At 54.8% G+C, this 19,190-nt stretch carries 19 protein-coding genes; 7 read left to right on the top strand and 12 right to left on the bottom strand.

The window, feature by feature from the left end:
• Positions 1 to 299 precede the first annotated feature (299 nt).
• Positions 300 to 650: a FlxA-like family protein gene (locus tag KUE00_RS15490; protein WP_246760787.1), complete on the top strand. Its 351-nt coding sequence runs from the start codon at positions 300 to 302 to the stop codon at positions 648 to 650.
• Here the strand turns inward: KUE00_RS15490 and KUE00_RS15485 are convergent.
• Entirely contained in the window at positions 647 to 1,567 is a 921-nt protein-coding gene (locus tag KUE00_RS15485) for a LysR family transcriptional regulator (RefSeq protein ID WP_246760786.1), read from the bottom strand. The two genes, KUE00_RS15490 and KUE00_RS15485, sit on opposite strands and share 4 nt — an antisense overlap.
• 96 nt (positions 1,568 to 1,663) lie before the next feature.
• On the opposite strand from KUE00_RS15485, the gene KUE00_RS15480 reads away from it, so the two are divergent.
• Entirely contained in the window at positions 1,664 to 2,680 is a 1,017-nt protein-coding gene (locus KUE00_RS15480) for a bile acid:sodium symporter family protein (RefSeq protein WP_246760785.1), read from the top strand.
• A 31-nt stretch (positions 2,681 to 2,711) separates the two neighbouring features.
• Here the strand turns inward: KUE00_RS15480 and KUE00_RS15475 are convergent, their stop codons facing one another.
• The 3 genes from KUE00_RS15475 to zipA form a co-directional block, all read right to left on the bottom strand.
• Positions 2,712 to 2,927, bottom strand: coding sequence for a DUF3820 family protein (locus KUE00_RS15475; RefSeq protein WP_246760784.1), 216 nt, complete (start codon positions 2,925 to 2,927; stop codon positions 2,712 to 2,714).
• On the bottom strand, positions 2,928 to 4,946 hold the full coding sequence (gene ligA / locus KUE00_RS15470) for an NAD-dependent DNA ligase LigA (RefSeq protein ID WP_246760783.1): 2,019 nt from the start codon (positions 4,944 to 4,946) through the stop codon (positions 2,928 to 2,930).
• Positions 4,947 to 5,018: 72 nt separating this feature from the next.
• Positions 5,019 to 6,047: a cell division protein ZipA gene (gene zipA, locus KUE00_RS15465; protein WP_246760782.1), complete on the bottom strand. Its 1,029-nt coding sequence runs from the start codon at positions 6,045 to 6,047 to the stop codon at positions 5,019 to 5,021.
• A gap of 220 nt (positions 6,048 to 6,267) precedes the next feature.
• On the opposite strand from zipA, the gene cysZ reads away from it, so the two are divergent.
• The 5 genes from cysZ to crr all read left to right on the top strand — a co-directional run bounded on the left by cysZ (position 6,268) and on the right by crr (position 11,237).
• Positions 6,268 to 7,029 carry a sulfate transporter CysZ gene (cysZ, locus tag KUE00_RS15460; protein ID WP_246760781.1) on the top strand — a complete coding sequence of 254 codons (762 nt, stop codon included), beginning with the start codon at positions 6,268 to 6,270 and terminating at the stop codon, positions 7,027 to 7,029.
• 127 nt (positions 7,030 to 7,156) lie between these two features.
• The gene (gene cysK / locus KUE00_RS15455; protein WP_246760780.1) at positions 7,157 to 8,125 is read left to right on the top strand and encodes a cysteine synthase A; all 969 of its coding nucleotides are present in this window, start codon (positions 7,157 to 7,159) and stop codon (positions 8,123 to 8,125) included.
• Positions 8,126 to 8,519: 394 nt separating this feature from the next.
• Entirely contained in the window at positions 8,520 to 8,777 is a 258-nt protein-coding gene (ptsH, locus tag KUE00_RS15450; protein ID WP_034916267.1) for a phosphocarrier protein Hpr, read from the top strand.
• A 185-nt stretch (positions 8,778 to 8,962) separates the two neighbouring features.
• Positions 8,963 to 10,690, top strand: coding sequence for a phosphoenolpyruvate-protein phosphotransferase PtsI (gene ptsI / locus KUE00_RS15445; RefSeq protein WP_246760779.1), 1,728 nt, complete (start codon positions 8,963 to 8,965; stop codon positions 10,688 to 10,690).
• A 43-nt stretch (positions 10,691 to 10,733) separates the two neighbouring features.
• Positions 10,734 to 11,237, top strand: a complete 504-nt coding sequence (crr, locus tag KUE00_RS15440) for a PTS glucose transporter subunit IIA (RefSeq protein WP_246760778.1) — start codon at positions 10,734 to 10,736, stop codon at positions 11,235 to 11,237.
• A gap of 102 nt (positions 11,238 to 11,339) precedes the next feature.
• Here crr and KUE00_RS15435 read toward each other — a convergent pair whose 3' ends face one another.
• The 8 genes from KUE00_RS15435 to KUE00_RS15400 all read right to left on the bottom strand — a co-directional run bounded on the left by KUE00_RS15435 (position 11,340) and on the right by KUE00_RS15400 (position 19,161).
• Positions 11,340 to 12,692: an ATP-binding protein gene (locus tag KUE00_RS15435; protein WP_246760777.1), complete on the bottom strand. Its 1,353-nt coding sequence runs from the start codon at positions 12,690 to 12,692 to the stop codon at positions 11,340 to 11,342.
• The gene (locus KUE00_RS15430) at positions 12,689 to 13,369 is read right to left on the bottom strand and encodes a response regulator transcription factor (protein ID WP_246760776.1); all 681 of its coding nucleotides are present in this window, start codon (positions 13,367 to 13,369) and stop codon (positions 12,689 to 12,691) included. Before KUE00_RS15430 ends, KUE00_RS15435 begins: the two co-directional genes overlap by 4 nt.
• A gap of 153 nt (positions 13,370 to 13,522) precedes the next feature.
• On the bottom strand, positions 13,523 to 14,419 hold the full coding sequence (gene cysM / locus KUE00_RS15425; protein ID WP_246760775.1) for a cysteine synthase CysM: 897 nt from the start codon (positions 14,417 to 14,419) through the stop codon (positions 13,523 to 13,525).
• Between the two features lie 66 nt (positions 14,420 to 14,485).
• Entirely contained in the window at positions 14,486 to 15,580 is a 1,095-nt protein-coding gene (gene cysA, locus KUE00_RS15420) for a sulfate/thiosulfate ABC transporter ATP-binding protein CysA (protein ID WP_246760774.1), read from the bottom strand.
• Complete coding sequence (gene cysW, locus KUE00_RS15415) at positions 15,570 to 16,442, bottom strand: sulfate/thiosulfate ABC transporter permease CysW (protein ID WP_246760773.1); 873 nt, start codon at positions 16,440 to 16,442, stop codon at positions 15,570 to 15,572. Before cysW ends, cysA begins: the two co-directional genes overlap by 11 nt.
• Complete coding sequence (cysT, locus tag KUE00_RS15410) at positions 16,442 to 17,275, bottom strand: sulfate/thiosulfate ABC transporter permease CysT (RefSeq protein ID WP_246760772.1); 834 nt, start codon at positions 17,273 to 17,275, stop codon at positions 16,442 to 16,444. The genes cysW and cysT overlap by 1 nt, the downstream gene beginning before the upstream one ends.
• The gene (cysP, locus tag KUE00_RS15405; RefSeq protein ID WP_414148306.1) at positions 17,275 to 18,291 is read right to left on the bottom strand and encodes a thiosulfate ABC transporter substrate-binding protein CysP; all 1,017 of its coding nucleotides are present in this window, start codon (positions 18,289 to 18,291) and stop codon (positions 17,275 to 17,277) included. Before cysP ends, cysT begins: the two co-directional genes overlap by 1 nt.
• Positions 18,292 to 18,549: 258 nt before the next feature.
• On the bottom strand, positions 18,550 to 19,161 hold the full coding sequence (locus KUE00_RS15400) for an RpoE-regulated lipoprotein (protein WP_246760770.1): 612 nt from the start codon (positions 19,159 to 19,161) through the stop codon (positions 18,550 to 18,552).
• Between the last annotated feature and the right edge of the window lie 29 nt (positions 19,162 to 19,190).

Below are 19,190 nucleotides of genomic sequence, written 5' to 3'. Positions count from 1 at the left end.
AAGGGCGAGGCTTTAGCCGAGTCATCCTGCACGACCCACCAGTGTAGAAAGGCGCCCTAAAGGCGCCTTTTTGCTATGCGTCATTCGTCAGGGTTGAACCTGCACTCTGGTGCTCCCCTGGCAGCAACACTTACAGCGCTCCCTTTCCCGTTAGCAACATTAATAACCATTCCAGCAGCTTATCGCTCCCTACACCCGCTTCGCTTTCGAATTCTTAACGTTTATTTTACGCTTTTTCGCTTCAAGTCTCCGGCCTCACTTACCGATAACCGTATTGATCTATTACCAAGGAGACAGCGATGACAACTATTACGACCACTACCAATACCTCTATCGGTTCCGGCAGCTCAGGCGGCGGTTCCACTTCTAAAATTGCTGCGTTAAATAAACAGATAACGACGTTACAAACCCAGCTGAAAACGCTGGATAAGGACACGACGCTGACTGATGAGCAAAAAACGGAGCAGGAACAGGTCATCAAAAGCCAGATCCAGATGATTGAAGCACAGATTGCCCAGCTTCAGCAGGCCCAGCAGCAGAAAGCGCAGGATAAGAAGGATAGCCAGCAGGACACCACCTCTGCCTACAGTAAAGTGGCAGACGGCGTTAACCGCCCGACCGCCAGCAACTCTGTAAACGTTTACATCTAAAACGCCGGCATGAGTTTCCTTTGTTGCGTCAGCAGGAGTGCCTGCTGACGCACTTCCTGCCAGATGGCTTCCGCTGCGGGCGTCAGCGAACGGTTCTTACGCCTTACTAACATAATTGAACGGTTAATCTCCGGCGTCATTCTCCTGACCAACAGCGGCCGCCCCTGCGGTAAGGGCAGCGCCAGCGCAGGTAACACACTGATGCCGATGCCTGCTTCCACCATCGGATAAAGCGTTGCCGGATGGCCTATCTCCTGCACGATTTCCGCCTGTACCTTCTGCAAACGTAGCGCTTCATCAATCAGCAAACGACTTCCCGAGGCATAATCCTGCAATACCAGCTGCCGATTATTCAGCATCTGCCAGTGTATGACCTGCATCGAAGCCAGCGGATCGTCCTGGCGGCACAGCAGCAGAAACGGCTCATCCAGAATCACTTCGCATTCCAGATCGTCAACCTGAAGCGGGCCAATGACGATGCCAAAATCCACTTCCGCATTCCGAATGCTTTGCAACACCCACTGCTGTGGCCTGTCGCGCAGCATAATTTTAATCTCGGGGAAGTTGACCTGGCTGGCGGCCAGACACTGCGGCATCAGATGCGCGGAAATGGTCTGGCTGGCCGCTACGCGAACGGTGCCGCTACGCTGCTGGCCATAGCTGCGAACATCCAGCAATGTTGTGTTCAGCTCCTCCAGCAGCCTCTCCAGACGGCTGGCTAACTGCTCGCCCGCCTCGGTCAACATGACTTCACGCGTAGTTCTGTCGAGCAAACGGATACCCATTTCGCTTTCCAGCTCTTTTACGCTATGGCTCACCGCCGACTGGCTAAGGCCGATCGTCTGGCCCGCCTGGCTAAAGCTGCCCTGCTGTGCCACCGCGACAAATACCCGTAACTGCCTGAGCGTACAATTCATCGATTTTGCTCATATATGAATTCAATAAATCAATTTTATTTCTAAACCCTTCTGACGCACAATAGCGGCCATTGATTTATTAACGAGGCGTTAACAATGCGTTTTTTCCGACTCGATCCGCTGATGGTAAAGCTGATTATCACCGTTCTGCTGGCCACCTTCCTGCCCGCTCGCGGCCACTTTGTCACCTTTTTTGAATGGCTGACGACGGCCGCTATCGCCCTGCTGTTTTTTATGCACGGTGCCAAGCTGTCGCGTGAAAAAATTATTGCCGGCGGCGGCCACTGGCGGCTGCATTTATGGGTGATGTTCAGCACTTTTGTGCTCTTTCCCCTTCTCGGACTGCTGTTTGTCTGGTGGCATCCGCTGCCGGTCAGCACAGAAATTTATACCGGCTTCCTTTATCTGTGTATCCTCCCTGCCACCGTTCAGTCCGCTATCGCGCTAACGTCGCTCGCTGGCGGTAACGTGGCTGCAGCGGTTTGTAGCGCTTCGGCCTCAAGCCTGCTGGGCGTATTCATTTCGCCGCTGCTGGTTGGCCTGGTGATGAACGTGCATAACGACGCCGCCAGCGGCAACCTGGAACAAATTGGCAAAATCATGCTGCAGCTGCTGGTGCCTTTCGTGCTGGGACATATTTCGCGGCGCTGGATTGCTGAATGGGTTGAAAAACATCGCGGGCTGATTGGTAAAACGGATCAGGCGTCTATTCTGCTGGTTGTCTATTCCGCCTTTAGCGAAGCCGTAGTAAACGGTATCTGGCATCGTGTGGGCGCCATGACGCTGCTTTATATTCTGATCGGCAGTTTGGGCATTTTGTTTGTCGCCCTGGCTATTAACTTACTGGCCGCTCGCCTGTTTGGCTTTAATCGTCCGGATGAGATTACCATTCTGTTTTGCGGCTCCAAGAAAAGCCTGGCGAACGGCGTGCCGATGGCAAACATTCTGTTTCCTTCCGCCTCGGTAGGGATCATCGTGCTGCCGCTGATGATTTTTCACCAGGTACAGCTGATGGTCTGCTCCATGCTGGCGCAGCGCTATAAAAAAGCGGGGGAAAAGCTGGCGGCTAAGCAGCAGCAAACGGGGAAAGCGATGGTTGAATCGCAGAAGTAATCCACAGGGGGAACCTGTTCCCCCTGTACGTCTAGTCCTTTCGTAGCGGTTTGATCAGCCCTTCCAGACCCTCAATTTTTATCGTCAGCGTCAGGCGCATCAATTCGCCCAGATGGCCTGCCGGAAACTCGTCCTTGCGGGCGAACCACAGCAGATAAGGCTCAGGCAGGTCAATCAGCAAACGCCCTTTGTATTTACCAAAGGGCATTTCGGTATTGGCAATTTCTGTCAGGTGCTCTTTTTCCATTTATTCACCCAGAAGTCGAATCATCTCCGCTTCGTCGATAACCGCAATCCCCAGCTCCTGCGCTTTAGCCAGCTTCGAACCTGCTGCTTCTCCGGCGATAACCAAATCGGTTTTTTTCGATACGCTACCGCTGACTTTTGCACCCAGCGCGGTTAGCCGATCTTTGGCTTCATCACGCGACAGCTGCGTTAGCGAGCCGGTCAGCACCACGGTTTTGCCTGCAAAAGGACTGTCGATCTCTTCCGCATTGACTACGGCAACCGCCGGCCAGTGAATTCCGGCTTCCTCTACCAGCTGGCGAATAACCTCGCGGTTGCTCTCCTCGTCCATAAAGTTGCGTACGTGTGCCGCTACCACTTTACCAACATCCTGTACCGCAATTAACGCATCCAGATCGGCGGCGATAATCCGCTCCAGCGAACCAAAGTGCGCGGCCAGGTTTGCCGCTGTCGCCTCGCCGACTTCCGAGATACCCAGAGAATAGAGAAAGCGAGCCAGCGTGGTCTGCTTTGATTTTTCCAGCGCGTCCACCACGTTTTGCGCCGATTTTGGCCCCATTCGATCCAGGCCAGTTAGCTTGCCCGCCGTCAGCCGATAAAGATCCGCAGGCGTTTTTACGTACTCTTTTTCTACCAGCTGGTCGATGATTTTATCGCCCATACCGTCAACGTCCATTGCACGCCGCGAAACGAAGTGCTTGAGCGCGCCCTTGCGCTGCGCGCCGCAAATCAGGCCACCGGTGCAGCGAGCGACCACCTCGCCTTCGACTCGCTCCACATCTGAACCGCAGACCGGGCAGTGGGCGGGAAACACCACGGCTTTGGCATCTTCCGGCCGTTCAGCCTCAATAACGCCAACGACCTGAGGAATAACATCTCCCGCGCGCCGAATAATCACTCGGTCGCCGATGCGCAGTCCCAGACGTTCAATCTCATCCGCATTATGCAGCGTGGCGTTGCTGACCATCACGCCCGCCACCTGCACAGGTTCCAGCCTGGCAACCGGCGTTATCGCGCCCGTCCGTCCAACCTGAAACTCGACGTCGCGCACGTGGGTCATCTGTTCCTGCGCCGGGAATTTGAAGGCGATCGCCCAGCGAGGCGCGCGAGCAACAAAACCCAGCTGTTCCTGCAAATCCAGCGAGTCTACTTTGATCACTACGCCATCAATATCAAAACCCAGCGTGGTGCGATCTTCTTCTACCTTGCGGTAAAACGACAGCACCTCTTCGGGCGTATGGCAAAGACGAACGCGGTCGCTGACGGGCAATCCCCAGGCTTTAAACTGCTGCAGGCGAGCCAGATGGCTACGCGGCATTTCGCCCCCTTCCAGCAGCCCTAAGCCGTAGCAGAAAAAGGTCAGCGGGCGCTTAGCGGTAATGCGGGGATCCAACTGGCGCAGCGAACCTGCTGCTGCATTGCGCGGGTTAGCGAAGACTTTGCTGCCCGTACGGCGAGCTTCTTCGTTCAGTGCTTCAAAACCATTTTGCGGCATAAAAACTTCGCCACGAATTTCTACGCGTGCCGGGATATTGTCGCCATGCAAACGCAGAGGGATGGCGCGGATAGTTCGCACGTTAGTCGTGATATTTTCACCCGTTGTGCCGTCACCTCGCGTCGCTGCCCGCACCAGCAATCCGTTTTCATACAGCAGGCTAACCGCCAGGCCATCCAGCTTCAGCTCACAGCAAAAGGTAATGTCGTCCGGGCTTTTTAATCGATCCTGTACGCGCTTGTTGAAGGCCAGATAGCTCTCTTCATCAAAGACATTATCCAGCGACAACATGGGTATTTCATGACGCACCTGCTCAAAAGCGCTGAGCGGCGCAGCGCCCACGCGTTGCGTTGGCGAATCGGGGGTAACTAAATCCGGATGGGCCTGCTCCAGCTTGCGCAGTTCGCCCATCAGGCGGTCGTATTCGGCGTCCGGCACCCCCGGTTCGTCCAGCACGTGATACTGATATTCGTAATGGCGAAGCGTGGTTTGTAGAGCAATAATTTGATTTTGTACGGATTCCATAGCGGCACCATAGCGATAAAAAACCCCCGGCTGGCGGGGGTTTTAGAAAGGTTCGTCATGCGGACGTCAGAATCAGGCGTTCGCCTCAATCACGTCGCGGATACGGTTTTTATACGTTTCCAGCTTCTGCGGCGTCATCATGCGGCGTTCATCATCCAGCACCACACCGCCCACGTCGTCAGCGATACGCTGAGCAGACTGCAGCATCAGTTTGAAGTTCTGGTTCGCATCGCCATAAGAAGGCACCATCATAAAGATGGAGACGCCCGGCGTTGAGAAATCACCCATTTCGTCAGGGTTGAACGAGCCGGGTTTTACCATATTCGCCAGGCTAAACAATACCGGGCCGCTGCCGGCCGGGCTGAGATGGCGATGGAAAATATTCATCTCGCCAAACTGGAAACCGGCCTGCAGGACGCCCTGCAGCAACGCTTCACCATTAAGGACGCCGCCAGCATGGGCGCTGACGTGCAGCACCAGCACGGTTTCCTTAGGCTTCTCTTTTGCCGCAGCGGGCGCAGCGGGCTGCGGAACAGCGACGGCTTCTGGCTGCGGAGCGGGCTCTGGCACCGCAGGCTCCTGCCGTTCCGGCACGGGTGAGCGCTGTGGCTGCGGCGCTGGAGACGGCTGAATTTGTGGCTGCGGCTGTTGCGCTGGCTGCGATTGTGGCTGCGGCGATACGCGTGCCGCTTCCGGCTGCCTGCGGATTACCGGCTCGTCGTCGTAGTCGTCTTCATGCGGCAGTTCACCGCCAAACAGGGGATCAAGCTCTGGCGCTTCATCAACAGGCGGCTGATGGCGGACAGGTTCCGGCTGAGCGCGCGGCTGTGGCGGACGGGCCGGTGCCTGCTCCTCAAAGCTGGCGGGTGCCGGTTCGTCATCTTCCGTAGGGCGGGGACGGGCGCTTTTGCCGCGTGCGGGTGCAGCGCCATCGTCGACGTCGTCAAAAGCTTCTTCTCTATCCTGTTTTAAACGTTTGTGAGGACGATCGCGAAAAACGGACGAGCGCTCTTTACGGCTGGTCCAGAAGCCGTGAAGCAGAAGCGCTATTATAGCGATCGCGCCAACAACGATTAATATCAGACGCAAATCCTGCATCATTGTATTCTCTGTTGTTCCAATACCTTGCCACCGCGGCAAACTTTATCCCCTAACTGTATTTGCCCCGCTGCACAAGTGCAAGTCCGTGCAGTATTTTCTGACAAATAAGCGCTAAACGACATGCTTATTTGCTGTTTTTTCGCGCAAAACTCTTCTCCCCAGCGTAAACGGCTGGGTTATGATAGGCGCGTTCAGCCCGTTATCTTAAGGAAAGTACGCAATGGCTCTAACTAACACCGGCGCTTCCGGCACCGGAATTCACTATTTTGCACAGGGATGGCAGCTGATTCGCCTGCCCGGCATCCGACGTTTTGTCATCGTGCCGCTGGTGCTCAATTTTCTGTTAATGGGCGGCGCCTTCATCTGGCTCTTTTTTCAGTTAGGTCACTGGCTGCCTGCCCTGATGTCTCACGTCCCTGGCTGGCTACAGTGGTTGAGCTATTTACTCTGGCCGCTCACGGTCATTTTCGTGGTGCTGGTTTTCAGCTATTTCTTTTCTACCATTGCTAACTGGATAGCGGCACCTTTTTGCGGGTTGCTGGCGGAACAGCTGGAAGCGAAGCTGACCGGCAAACCCATGCCGGATAGCGGCTGGGCTGGGCTGGTTAAAGATATTCCACGCATCATGAAGCGCGAGTGGCAGAAGTTTGCCTGGTACCTGCCGCGCGCGCTGGTTCTGCTGCTGCTCTACTTTGTGCCGGGCTTTGGTCAGACTGTGGCGCCCGTGCTGTGGTTTTTATTCAGCGCGTGGATGCTCTCCATCCAGTATTGCGACTACCCTTTCGACAATCATAAAGTGAGTTTTCGGCAGATGCGGGCAGCGCTGAAGCAGAACAAGACGGACGTGATGCAGTTTGGCGCGCTGGTGAGCCTGTTTACGATGATCCCGGTGCTGAACCTGGCCATTATGCCGGTGGCCGTTTGCGGCGCGACGGCGATGTGGGTCGATCGCTATCGCAGCAAGCTGGGGGCGGTAAAATAAGGCTTATGCTTTTTCCGTCACCCTTATTTCGACAGGACATAACATATACTATTTCTTCACTTCCTTGAAAAAAGGAAGCGGGTATGCTTTTAGCTGTTCCCATTTTTCATACAGTTAAGGACGGGTTATGAGTAAGATTTATGAAGACAATTCGTTAACAATCGGCCACACGCCACTGGTTCGCCTGAACCGTATTGGTAACGGACGCATTCTGGCAAAAGTCGAGTCCCGTAACCCGAGCTTTAGCGTTAAATGCCGTATCGGCGCCAATATGATTTGGGATGCAGAGAAGAGAGGCATTCTGAAACCTGGCATCGAGCTGGTCGAACCGACCAGTGGTAACACGGGTATTGCCCTGGCTTATGTGGCGGCCGCACGCGGCTATAAACTGACGCTGACCATGCCGGAAACCATGAGCGTCGAGCGTCGTAAGCTGCTGAAAGCACTTGGTGCCAATCTGGTATTGACCGAAGGCGCAAAAGGCATGAAAGGCGCTATCGCTAAGGCAGAAGAGATTGTTGCCAGCGATCCGGACAAGTTTGTGCTGCTACAGCAGTTTAGCAACCCGGCTAACCCGGAAATTCATGAAAAAACCACCGGCCCGGAAATCTGGGAAGATACGGATGGCGAAGTCGATGTCTTTATCGCTGGTGTAGGTACGGGCGGTACGCTGACCGGCGTCAGTCGTTACATCAAAAATACCAAAGGCAAGAAAGATCTGATTTCCGTTGCCGTTGAGCCAACCGATTCACCCGTTATCGCTCAGGCCCTGGCTGGTGAAGAGATCAAACCAGGCCCACATAAAATTCAGGGGATTGGCGCGGGCTTCATTCCCGGCAACCTGGATTTAGATCTGGTTGACCGCGTGGTTGCTATCACTAACGAAGAGTCTATCTCTACGGCGCGCCGACTGATGGAAGAAGAAGGCATTCTGGCCGGGATCTCTTCTGGCGCAGCGGTCGCTGCCGCGCTGAAGCTACAGGAAGATGAAGCTTTCGCGAATAAAACTATCGTGGTGATCCTGCCCTCTTCCGGCGAGCGCTATCTCAGTACCGCGCTGTTTGCCGATCTCTTTACCGAGAAAGAGCTGCAGTAATGGTCTTACGCGCACAAAACTGACGGAAAAAGCACCCATTTGGGTGCTTTTTTGTGGAGTGCGTCAAACTTTTGCTACCCACCCGATTGCTTTTACCTGCGCGGGTCTGGTATCTAAGCAACCAATTATTTCGAACCGCAAAATTAATCGCCGCGCGAAATGACCGAAGCTGAATCGATTTACCGGTTTGGCGTGACGACAGAAAGCGCGGCATAATGGAACAGGAAAAGCGAAGCGAATAGTTGTGTTCTAAAGCCGTTCGCTTTTCACTTCATTATTTGGCGCATTTGCTGGCGCGACCAGGCGCTGATTTGCGCAAGAGATCCAGGCCAAAGCGCCGCCGCCAGGCTAAGCTTTGGGATAACACCAAATCAAATTAAGTTGGGGAAACAGAATGTTCCAGCAAGAAGTCACCATTACCGCACCTAACGGCCTGCATACTCGTCCAGCCGCTCAGTTTGTTAAAGAAGCGAAAGCTTTTGCCTCTGAAATCACCGTCACCTCTAACGGCAAATCCGCCAGCGCCAAGAGCCTGTTTAAGCTGCAGACGCTGGGCCTGACTCAGGGCACCGTGGTCACGCTGTCGGCAGAAGGCGAAGACGAGCAGAAAGCCGTTGAGCATCTGGTTAAGCTGATGGCTGAACTCGAATAAGCGTTCGCTTTTTTGCGACCAGCCTCTCGTTATAAACATTGATCGCGGACAGCATGTCCGCGTTGTTGTTTTCGTAAAGTAGAGCGCTGGTTAAACGCAGCCAGCCGCCGGGTTTTGCATCCGCTCGCTGTCAGAGTCGCCGCAGTTTTCCGCTCGCGATTATCAGTTATTAAAAAGGTAGGGTTATGATTTCAGGCATTTTAGCATCACCGGGTATCGCTTTTGGCAAAGCGCTTCTGCTGAAAGAAGATGAAATAGTCATCAACCGGAAAAAAATTACTGCCGATCAGGTTGAGCAAGAAGTTCAGCGTTTTCTCGACGGTCGTGCTCAGGCTGCCTCGCAGCTGGAGACGATCAAAACCAAAGCCGGAGAAACGTTTGGTGAAGAGAAAGAGGCCATTTTTGAAGGCCATATCATGCTGCTCGAAGATGAAGAGCTTGAGCAGGAAATCATAGCCCTGATTAAAGACGAGCTGGCCTCTGCGGACGCGGCGGCGTATTCGGTTATCGAAGGCCAGGCGAAAGCGCTGGAAGAGCTGGATGACGAATACCTGAAAGAGCGTGCGGCAGACGTGCGCGATATCGGTAAACGACTGCTGCAAAACATTCTCGGCCTGCACATTGTCGATCTTAGCGCTATCGCGGAAGAAGTGCTGCTGGTTGCTAAAGATTTAACGCCTTCAGAAACGGCGCAGCTGAACCTGAACAAGGTGCTGGGCTTTATTACCGATCTGGGCGGTCGTACCTCTCACACTTCCATTATGGCGCGCTCGCTGGAGCTGCCTGCCATTGTAGGTACGGGCGACGTGACCTCACAGGTTAAAAACGGCGATTACCTGATTCTGGATGGGGTAAATAACCATATTTACGTTAACCCAACGCCGGAACAGATCGACGAGCTGAAAGCCATTCATAACCAGTACGTGACCGAGAAAAACGATCTGGCCAAGCTGAAAGACCTGCCTGCTATCACGCTGGATGGACACCAGGTTGAGGTTTGCGCCAACATCGGTACGGTACGTGACGTGGCGGGTGCAGAGCGCAACGGCGCGGAGGGCGTTGGCCTTTACCGCACGGAATTCCTGTTTATGGACCGCGACTCGCTGCCGACAGAAGAAGAGCAGTTCCAGGCTTATAAAGCCGTGGCTGAAGCAGTAGGTTCGCAGGCCGTTATCGTGCGTACCATGGACATTGGCGGCGATAAAGACCTGCCATACATGAACCTGCCAAAAGAGGACAACCCTTTCCTGGGCTGGCGTGCAATTCGTATCGCTATGGATCGTCCAGAGATCCTGCATGCCCAGCTGCGCGCCATCCTGCGCGCTTCCGCCTTTGGCAAGCTGCGTATCATGTTCCCAATGGTGATTTCCGTTGAGGAAGTCCGCACGCTGAAAGCCGAGCTGGAAACGCTGAAAGCGCAGCTGCGCGCCGAAGGTAAAGCCTTTGACGAGAAGATTGAGGCGGGCATTATGGTGGAAACGCCAGCTTCGGCCGCAATCGCGCATCATCTGGCAAAAGAAGTCGATTTCTTCAGTATCGGCACCAACGATCTTACTCAGTATACGCTGGCGGTCGACCGCGGTAACGATCTGATTTCTCATTTGTACAACCCAATGACGCCTTCCGTGCTGACGTTAATTAAGCAAGTTATTGACGCATCTCACGCTGAAGGAAAATGGACAGGGATGTGTGGTGAGCTGGCAGGCGATGAACGTGCTACACTACTGTTACTGGGAATGGGGCTGGACGAATTCAGCATGAGTGCCATTTCTATCCCGCGCATCAAAAAAATTATTCGTAATACGAATTTTGAAGATGCGAAGGCATTAGCAGAGCAGGCTCTGGCTCAACCGACAGCGGAAGAGTTAATGAACCTGGTCAACAAGTTCATTGAAGAAAAAACACTCTGCTGAAACCCAAAGACGCTGGCCAAATATTACTGCTTAGGAGAAGATCATGGGTTTGTTTTCAAAACTTTTTGGCGATAAGTCAGATACCGCATCTGGCGCCATTGAGATCGTAGCACCGCTGTCCGGGGAAATCGTTAATATCGAAGACGTACCGGATGTGGTGTTTGCGGAGAAAATTGTTGGCGACGGTATCGCCATCAAACCTGCTGGCAATAAAATGGTTGCGCCGGTTGATGGCACCATCGGTAAAATCTTCGAAACCAATCATGCATTTTCCATCGAATCGGACAGCGGCATTGAACTGTTCGTGCACTTCGGAATTGATACCGTTGAGTTAAAAGGCGAAGGTTTTAAGCGTATTGCTGAAGAAGGCCAGAAGGTGAAGAAAGGTGACGTCGTCATCGAATTCGATTTGCCTTTGCTGGAAGAAAAAGCGAAGTCAACGCTGACGCCGGTCGTTATCTCCAACATGGACGAGATCAAAGAGCTGGTTAAGCTGACCGGTAGCGTCACCGTAGGTGAAACGCCGGTTATCCGTATCAGAAAGTAATCGGCTAAGCGTCCATAAAAGCCTCCTGCCTGTCAGGAGGCTTTTTTATTGGCTCAAATTTGCCTTATGGCTTCTTAAACAACGCGGCGAAACACCTTGCCGTCAGGACACCCAGTGGGGTAATTTCAGCGTCAGTTCCAGACCGCCATTTTTGCCGTTTACCGCACTGACTTCACCCTGATGCGCCAGCAGCACCTTGCGCACAATAGAGAGTCCCAGCCCGTAGCCCTTGCCGGAAAGCGGTGAATTTACCCGTACAAAAGGGTCAAAGATACTGGAAAGCTTGTCGGCGTCCACGCCCGGTCCCTGATCGCTAACGTTAATGGTTAGCCAGCCATCCGCCTGAGAAAGCGCGATTTTTACCTGCTGCCCATGCGCGGAAAAGCGCAGCGCGTTACGTACGACGTTTTCTACCGCTGAACGGATCAGCTTGGCATCGCCCTTAACCGTGTAGTCATTGCTTTCGTCAGCCTCCAGCAAAATATCTACGCCGGGCACCTGCGCCTCGTAGCGGGCATCGTTCGCGACCGCCTCCAGCAGGCCAAGCAGATCGAAATATTGCTCATCCGGTATACTCTGATACTCGGTGCGGGAGAGCGTCAGCAGCTCGCCGATCATCTTATCCAGCCGCCGCGCCTCTTCATCGATTCGGTCCAGCGACTGCCCTACCGACTCCGGCGTCTGGCGTGCCAGACCGGTCGCCAGCTGTAGTCGGGCAAGCGGTGACCGCAGTTCGTGAGAAACGTCATGCAGCAGCTCTTCACGCGCTTTAACCAGCACCGAAAGACGCTCGACCATCGAGTCAAAATCCTGTGCCACGGTCGACAGCTCATCGTGGCGGCGACGCATTTGAGGAAATAACCGCACCGACAGATCGCCTTTTGATACGCGTTCAAAGCCCTGCCGCAGCTGGCGCATCGGCCTGGTCAGGTTCCACGCCAGGAAAAGACTGAACAGCAAGCCGCCGCCGCCGGCAATAAACAGCATGGGTTCCGGTATGTTAAGGAAACTACGGTGCCCGGCCTGCATGTTGGTATCTTCGCGCAAAGCCTGCACATCATAGCGCAGCTGATACTGCTGACCGTCGGCTCCGGTTACCCACTCAATAACCTCTTTCGGGAAATCGCCTGGCCGTAGATCCCGGCTAAGATCGCCGCGCGGCAGCTCCTGGGGTGGTTTCTTCATTAGCTGCACGGAAAAAAAGCGGCGATCGCTGGCGGACCAGTCCGCCATCATATCGTCAAGCGCTTCCATGCCGCCGCGCTGCAAAACCGAGACGGCCGAGGTCATTTGCAGGTTAACGATGCGGCGGGCCACCTGGTTTTCAGGAGGCTCGTGATGCTTGCTGCCGTAGAGCGAAAAGCTTAGCCACAGCAGCTGGCTCATAAGCAGAAACGTTAACCAGAAGCCCAGCAGGATCTTCCAGAAAAGAAGACCGCGAAAGCCCCCTTTCATCGGATACGATAGCCTATGCTGCGCACGGTCTCGATGGTAACGGCATCGTCAGTTAAGGCTGAAAGCTTCTGGCGGATATTGCTGATATGCACGTCCACGCTGCGATCGTAAGCCTCGCGCGGACGACCGAGCCCCTTTTCCGAAAGCTCATCTTTAGACACGACGCGATCGGGCGAGCGCAGCAGAAGATCCAACAGGTTAAATTCTGAAGCGGTAAGATCGAAGGGCTTTCTCTGCCATTCGCTAATGCGCGTGGCCGGATTGAGCGTCAGTTCGCCCCAGCTGACCACCTCTTTGCTTTCCACAATCACTGGCTGCTCCTCAACGCGGCGCAGCACGGCACGCAGCCTGGCCACCAGCTCGCGCGGATAGCATGGTTTAGGCATATAGTCATCGGCGCCCATTTCCAGACCGATAACGCGATCGATGTTATCGCCTTTCGCCGTCAGCATAATGACCGGCAGACGGCTAATTTGCCGTACCTGGCGCAGGACATCAATGCCGCTCATATCCGGTAGCATGATATCCAGAATCATAGCGCTGTAGTCGCCCGACATCGCGCCTTCAATACCTGCTTTCCCGCTCAGCACCAGCGTGGCGTCAAATCCTTCGGCAATCAGATACTGGCTGAGCATGGTGCCCAGCTCCAGATCGTCATCAACCAGTAAAATTTTCATGCGTCATCTCTCAGTAGGCCAGGCGCTATTTTCGCCTGTAATTGCCGCAATAGCAGCTGGATTTAAACAATCCTTACAGTGTAACAGCCCGTTTCGCCGCCTGAGGGGCAGCACTAAAAAAGATAAGAATAAAACGGCCCTGGCGAACGAGCCTTAATAAGCAGGAAGGTCTGGATTGTGGACGCCGGTAGAAAGGTATCTGTCACCGCGATCGCAAACAATCGCTACGATAATGCTGCCCGGCTGCGCACGGGCGATACGTAATGCGCCAGCGACCGCGCCGCCAGAACTGACGCCGCAAAAAACGCCTTCGCGTTGGGCAAGCAGACGCGTGGTTTCCTCGGCTTCCTGCTGGGTCATATCCAGAATGCTATCGATCAGTTCAGGACGGTAGATGCCGGGGAGATAAGCGTCTGGCCAGCGGCGGATACCCGGAATGCTGCTGCCTTCTGCCGGTTGCAGGCCGACGATTTCTACTGCTCTGTCCTGCTCTTTCAGATAGCGGCCAACGCCGGTAATGGTACCGGTCGTGCCCATGCTGGACACAAAATGCGTCAGGCGCCCTCCGCTCTGCTGCCAGATTTCCGGGCCGGTCGTGGCGTAGTGCCCCAGCGGATTGTCCGGGTTGTTAAACTGATCTAAAACCTTACCTTCACCGCGAAGCTCCATATCGCGGGCTAGATCGCGTGCGCCTTCCATCCCCAGATCCCGGCTGACCAACAGCAGCTCTGCGCCATAGGCCCGCATCGCTGCCTGCCTTTCTACGCTCATGTTGTCCGGCATCAGCAGTTTTAGCGTATAGCCTTTCATGGCCGCAATCATCGCCAGCGCAATTCCGGTATTGCCGCTCGTGGCTTCAATCAGCGTATCGCCAGGCTGGATTTCACCACGCTTTTCCGCCATGTTGATCATCGACAGCGCAGCGCGATCCTTGACCGACCCGCCAGGATTATTTCCTTCCAGCTTCAGCCAGATTTCGCTGCCCGCAGGCGTCAGGCGCTGTAGCCTGATAAGCGGCGTATTGCCGATAGTTTGTTCTAGCGTAGTCAAGTTGCGATCCCGATTCTTTGACATAAAAAAGGCCAGGCAAGCCTGACCTTGTTGCGCCAGAACATATCAGGCGCTTTGCGCAAAGGCAACCTGCCGCAGCGGCGTATCGCCTTTATAAAGACGCGCCTGCTGCAGGCCAATAAACAGATTTTCACCGCGGATTGGCGCGGTCTGCTCGCCTTCCATCACAATGGTGACGGGTTCATGGCTCTGGCCCCAGCCCGTTGGCTGTACCACCAGCTGCCAGTAGTGGCCGCGCGGGCTAACTTCCAGCACCTGCACCGGCAGCGGCGTTTCCAGGCTGCTCTGGCGGCTTACGTCGATTTCCCAGGGGCGCAGGAAAAGCTCAACCGCGCCCTGATGGGCTGGCGTATAACCCAGCGGCCAGCGGTGCGCGCCAACGTGGAACTGCGAGCCGTGCACTTCGGCATCGAAGCGGTTAACTTCGCCAAGGAATTCCAGCACAAAGCGCGTTGCCGGTTCGCGCCAGACTTCATCCGGTGCGCCCGCCTGTTCGATATTGCCCTGGCTCATCACCACCACGCGATCGGCGACTTCCATCGCTTCTTCCTGATCGTGGGTAACAAACACGCTGGTAAACTTCAGCTCTTCATGCAGCTGGCGCAACCAGCGGCGCAGCTCTTTACGTACCTGAGCATCCAGCGCGCCGAACGGCTCATCCAGCAGCAGGATTTGCGGCTCAACGGCCAGCGCGCGCGCCAGTGCCACACGCTGTTTTTGCCCACCGGAAAGCTGCGCGGGGAAACGGCTGGCCAGATGGCCCAGCTGCACCATCTCCAGCAGTTTGGTTACTTTTTCTTTAATTGCCGCCGCCGAAGGCCGCTCGCGGCGCGGCAGCACGGTCAGGCCAAACGCGATATTGTCAAATACCGTCATATGGCGAAACAGCGCGTAGTGCTGAAACACAAACCCTACGCGACGGTCGCGCGCGTGCAGCTGCGTGACGTCGTTGCCGTGAAAGCTCAGGCGGCCGCTGTTCTGGCTTTCCAGACCGGCGATAATGCGCAGCAGCGTCGTTTTACCGGAGCCGGACGGCCCCAGCAGCGCCACCATCTGGCCGGAAGGGATATCCAGCGAAATATCGTTCAGCACCTTAGTCCGGCCAAAGGATTTATTAATTTTACTGATTTCAATGCTCATTATTCCCCTCCGTTAGCCGCTTGTCCTGGCGTTCTAATCGCCATTGCAGCGCGCTCTTCAGAAACAGTGTCACTATCGCTATCAGGGTCAGCAGCGCGGCCGCGGTAAAAGCGCCAACGGTGTTGTAATCCTGATGCAGTAATTCAACCTGCAGCGGCAGCGTGTAGGTTTCGCCGCGAATCGATCCCGAAACCACCGAGACCGCGCCAAATTCACCAATCGCACGGGCATTGGTCAATACCAGCCCGTACAGCAATGCCCAGCGGATATTAGGTAACGTCACGCGCCAGAACATTTTCCAGCCCGATGCGCCTAACAGCACGGCGGCCTCATCTTCGCTGCTCCCCTGGCTCAGCATAACCGGCACCAGTTCCCGCACGACAAACGGACAGGTGACAAAAATAGTCACCATCGCCATACCGGGCCAGGAGAACATCAGCTGGATGTTATGCGCATCCAGCCAGCCGCCAGCCGGGCCGTTAATGCCCCAGAACAGCAGATACATCAGCCCCGCCACCACTGGCGACACGGCAAAAGGAATATCAAACAGCGTCAGCAGCAGCTGGCGGCCGGGAAAGGTAAAGCGCGTGACCAGCCAGGCCAGCAGCGTACCGAATACCAGATTAACCGGCACGGTAATCAGCGCCATCAAAATGGTCAGCCAGATCGAGTGCAGCATATCGCCATCTTTCAGATTGCTGAACATGGCTATTACGCCGTCAGAAAAAGCGCTGGCGAAAATAGCAATCAGCGGCACCACCAGCAGGCCCAGCGAAATAATCATGCCCGTTGCTATCAGGAGCCACTTGCTCCAGCCAGTACGGCTGCGGCCAACGCCGTTCAACGCGGTTACATCAGCCATTAATGACCTCCCAGACGACGGCCAAAGCGGCTCTGTAACGTGTTAATTGCAAACAGCAGCAGCAGCGACGCCGCCAGGATCACCGAGGCGATAGCGCTGGCCGCCGGATAATCAAACTCCTGCAGGCGTACAAAAATCATCAGCGAGGTCACTTCCGTTTTCCAGGCGATATTGCCCGCGATGAAAATTACCGCGCCAAACTCTCCGAGGCTACGGGTAAAAGAGAGCGCCGTCCCCGCCAGCAGCGCAGGTCCTACTTCCGGCAATACCACGCGGCGGAAGCTTTGAAACGGCGTAGCGCCCAGCGTCTCCGCCGCCTCTTCATATTCCGGCCCCAGCTCTTCTAACACTGGCTGCACGGTACGCACCACAAATGGAATACTGGTGAACGCCATCGCCACGGCAATGCCTATCCAGGTAAAAGAGACCTTGATATCGAACTGGGCCAGCCACTGCCCATACCAGCCGTTGACGGAAAAAAGTCCGGCCAGCGTCAGGCCCGCGACCGCCGTAGGCAGTGCAAAAGGCAGATCCATCAGGCCATCTAACAGCGCACGGCCCGGAAACCGGTAGCGCGTTAATATCCAGGCCATCAGCATGCCAAAAAAGGCGTTAAACAGCGACGCAACCCCTGCTGCCAGCAGTGTTACTTTATAGGCGGCAATCATCTGAGGATTGGTAACCACCTCCCAATACTGCGCCAGCGTCATTTTAGAAAGCTGCATCAGCAGCGCGCTGATTGGCAACAGCAGGATTAAACAGGTAAAAAACAGACTACTGCCCAGGCTCAGTCCAAAGCCCGGCAGTACGCGCTTACTTTTCATGGCAAACATTACTGACGTCCCGCTGCTAACAACTTATCCAGTTCGCCACCGCTGGCAAACTGCGTTTTCATTACCTGCTCCCAGCTGCCAAACACCTGTTCTACACGGAACAGGTCGACGGGCGGGAAGCGTTCTTTCTGCTGCGCCATCAGCTCAGGATTATTTACGCGGTAATAATAGTGAGTGATGATTTTCTGCGCCGCAGGCGTATAGAGATAGTTGAGGTAAGCCTTAGCCGCTTTTTCCGTATGGTTGGCCGCCACGTTCTTATCGATCCAGGTAACCGGAAACTCGGCCAGTACGTTGCTGTGCGGCACGATAACCTCAAAATCTTGCTGCGGATACTGGTTCCGGATGGTGTTCACTTCCGATTCAAAGCTGATTAGCACATCACCCAGCCCGCGATCGACAAAGGTCGTGGTCGCGCCGCGGCCGCCGGTATCAAATACCGCGACATTTTTCAGCAGCTGCGTCATAAAACGTTCCGTCTGCGCTTTATCATGGCCGTCAGCTTTATCCGCTGCGCCCCACGCTGCCAGATACGTATAACGCCCGTTTCCAGAGGTTTTAGGATTAGGGAAGACCAGCTTTACATCGCTTCTGACTAAATCGCGCCAGTCGCGGATCTGCTTTGGGTTTCCTTTACGCACCAGAAAAGCCATGGTCGAATAAAAAGGCGAGCTATGGTTTGGTAACCGCTGCTGCCAGTCCGCCGGGATCAGCTGACCACGATCGTGCAGAACCTGTACGTCGGTCAGCTGATTATAGGTGACCACGTCCGCCTTTAGCCCCTGTAGAATAGCCAGGGCCTGGCGAGAAGAGCCCGCATGGGACTGCTTGATGGTCAATTTGTCACCGCCGTTTTGCTGCGCCCAGCTTTGTTCAAACGGAGCGTTTAGCGCCACAAACAGTTCGCGTGAGACATCATAAGAGCTGTTTAACAGCTCCGTTGCCTGAGCTGACCCGGCCAACAGCAGTAAAGCAGCGCTGCGGAGGAATGTTGATAGTGCGGTCATACTGTTCATCCCGGAAAGATGGCCCGGCTCACGCCCTGATAGCATCCAGTTTATTTATAACCACACGAAAAGCAGTAACGGTTTTATATACCGTTTGGTGATTTAGAAGTTTAAAAAGCTATAAGCGCCCGGAATTGGTTATGCGCGAGGTGGGATAAGAGCGGTGGGTGGCAACGATGGCGACAGAACAAGGCAGGTAAAGCCAGCACGCTATCTTCAGGCGCTGCAATGACTAAGTGCAGCGCCTGAGTTCAAAATCGCGTAACCTTAGCGGCGCCAGATAATTTTACTTACCTTCCAGTTTTTCAACGCATCATCCGCTGGCAGCAGTCCTTCCGGTCCGTGCCACTCACCGGAAAATACGTAGCTGATATGCTGACTGTCCGGGGCTTTACACTCTACGCCGTCGCTACCCGAAGCTTTATAGCAGGAACCAAAAGCACGACTGTAAAGATCGCTGAAAGGCGTGCCGATTTTAATGCCGGTCGAAGTTTTAACATCGCTGTCCGTCACGTCAATCTGGCTGACCGTGGTGTCGCCAAGCACTTCTACTTTTACCTGCTTGTCGTCCAGCGCCTGAAAGAAGGTGATCACGTTGCCGTTCTCGCCGCGCATGCCTTTCCGCACCTGATAATTGCCGCTTAGCCCTTCGCCGATTGCTTTTTCGTTCATCGCGGTTGCGCCATTCAGCCCGCCGACGCCCTGCTCGCTTACCTCAACGGAAGATCCAAACCAGTGCCAGGGCGCCAGGCTGGACCACGAATAGGTTAGCGGATTCCACCAGGTAGCGCCGCTGCTGGCGGGCGCTGTCGCCTCAGAGCTGGCGCAGCCTGCCATCATCAAAGCCGTGACGAGGACTAAAGGACGAACGGTTTTCATACAAACTCCTGAAAAATAAAAAGCGGGCG

The organism is Erwinia phyllosphaerae, from assembly GCF_019132875.1.
GTDB classification, from domain to species: Bacteria; Pseudomonadota; Gammaproteobacteria; order Enterobacterales; family Enterobacteriaceae; genus Erwinia; species Erwinia phyllosphaerae.
The sequence above is the reverse complement of the archived record's forward strand: the minus strand, read 5'-3'. Positions and strand labels throughout refer to the sequence as shown.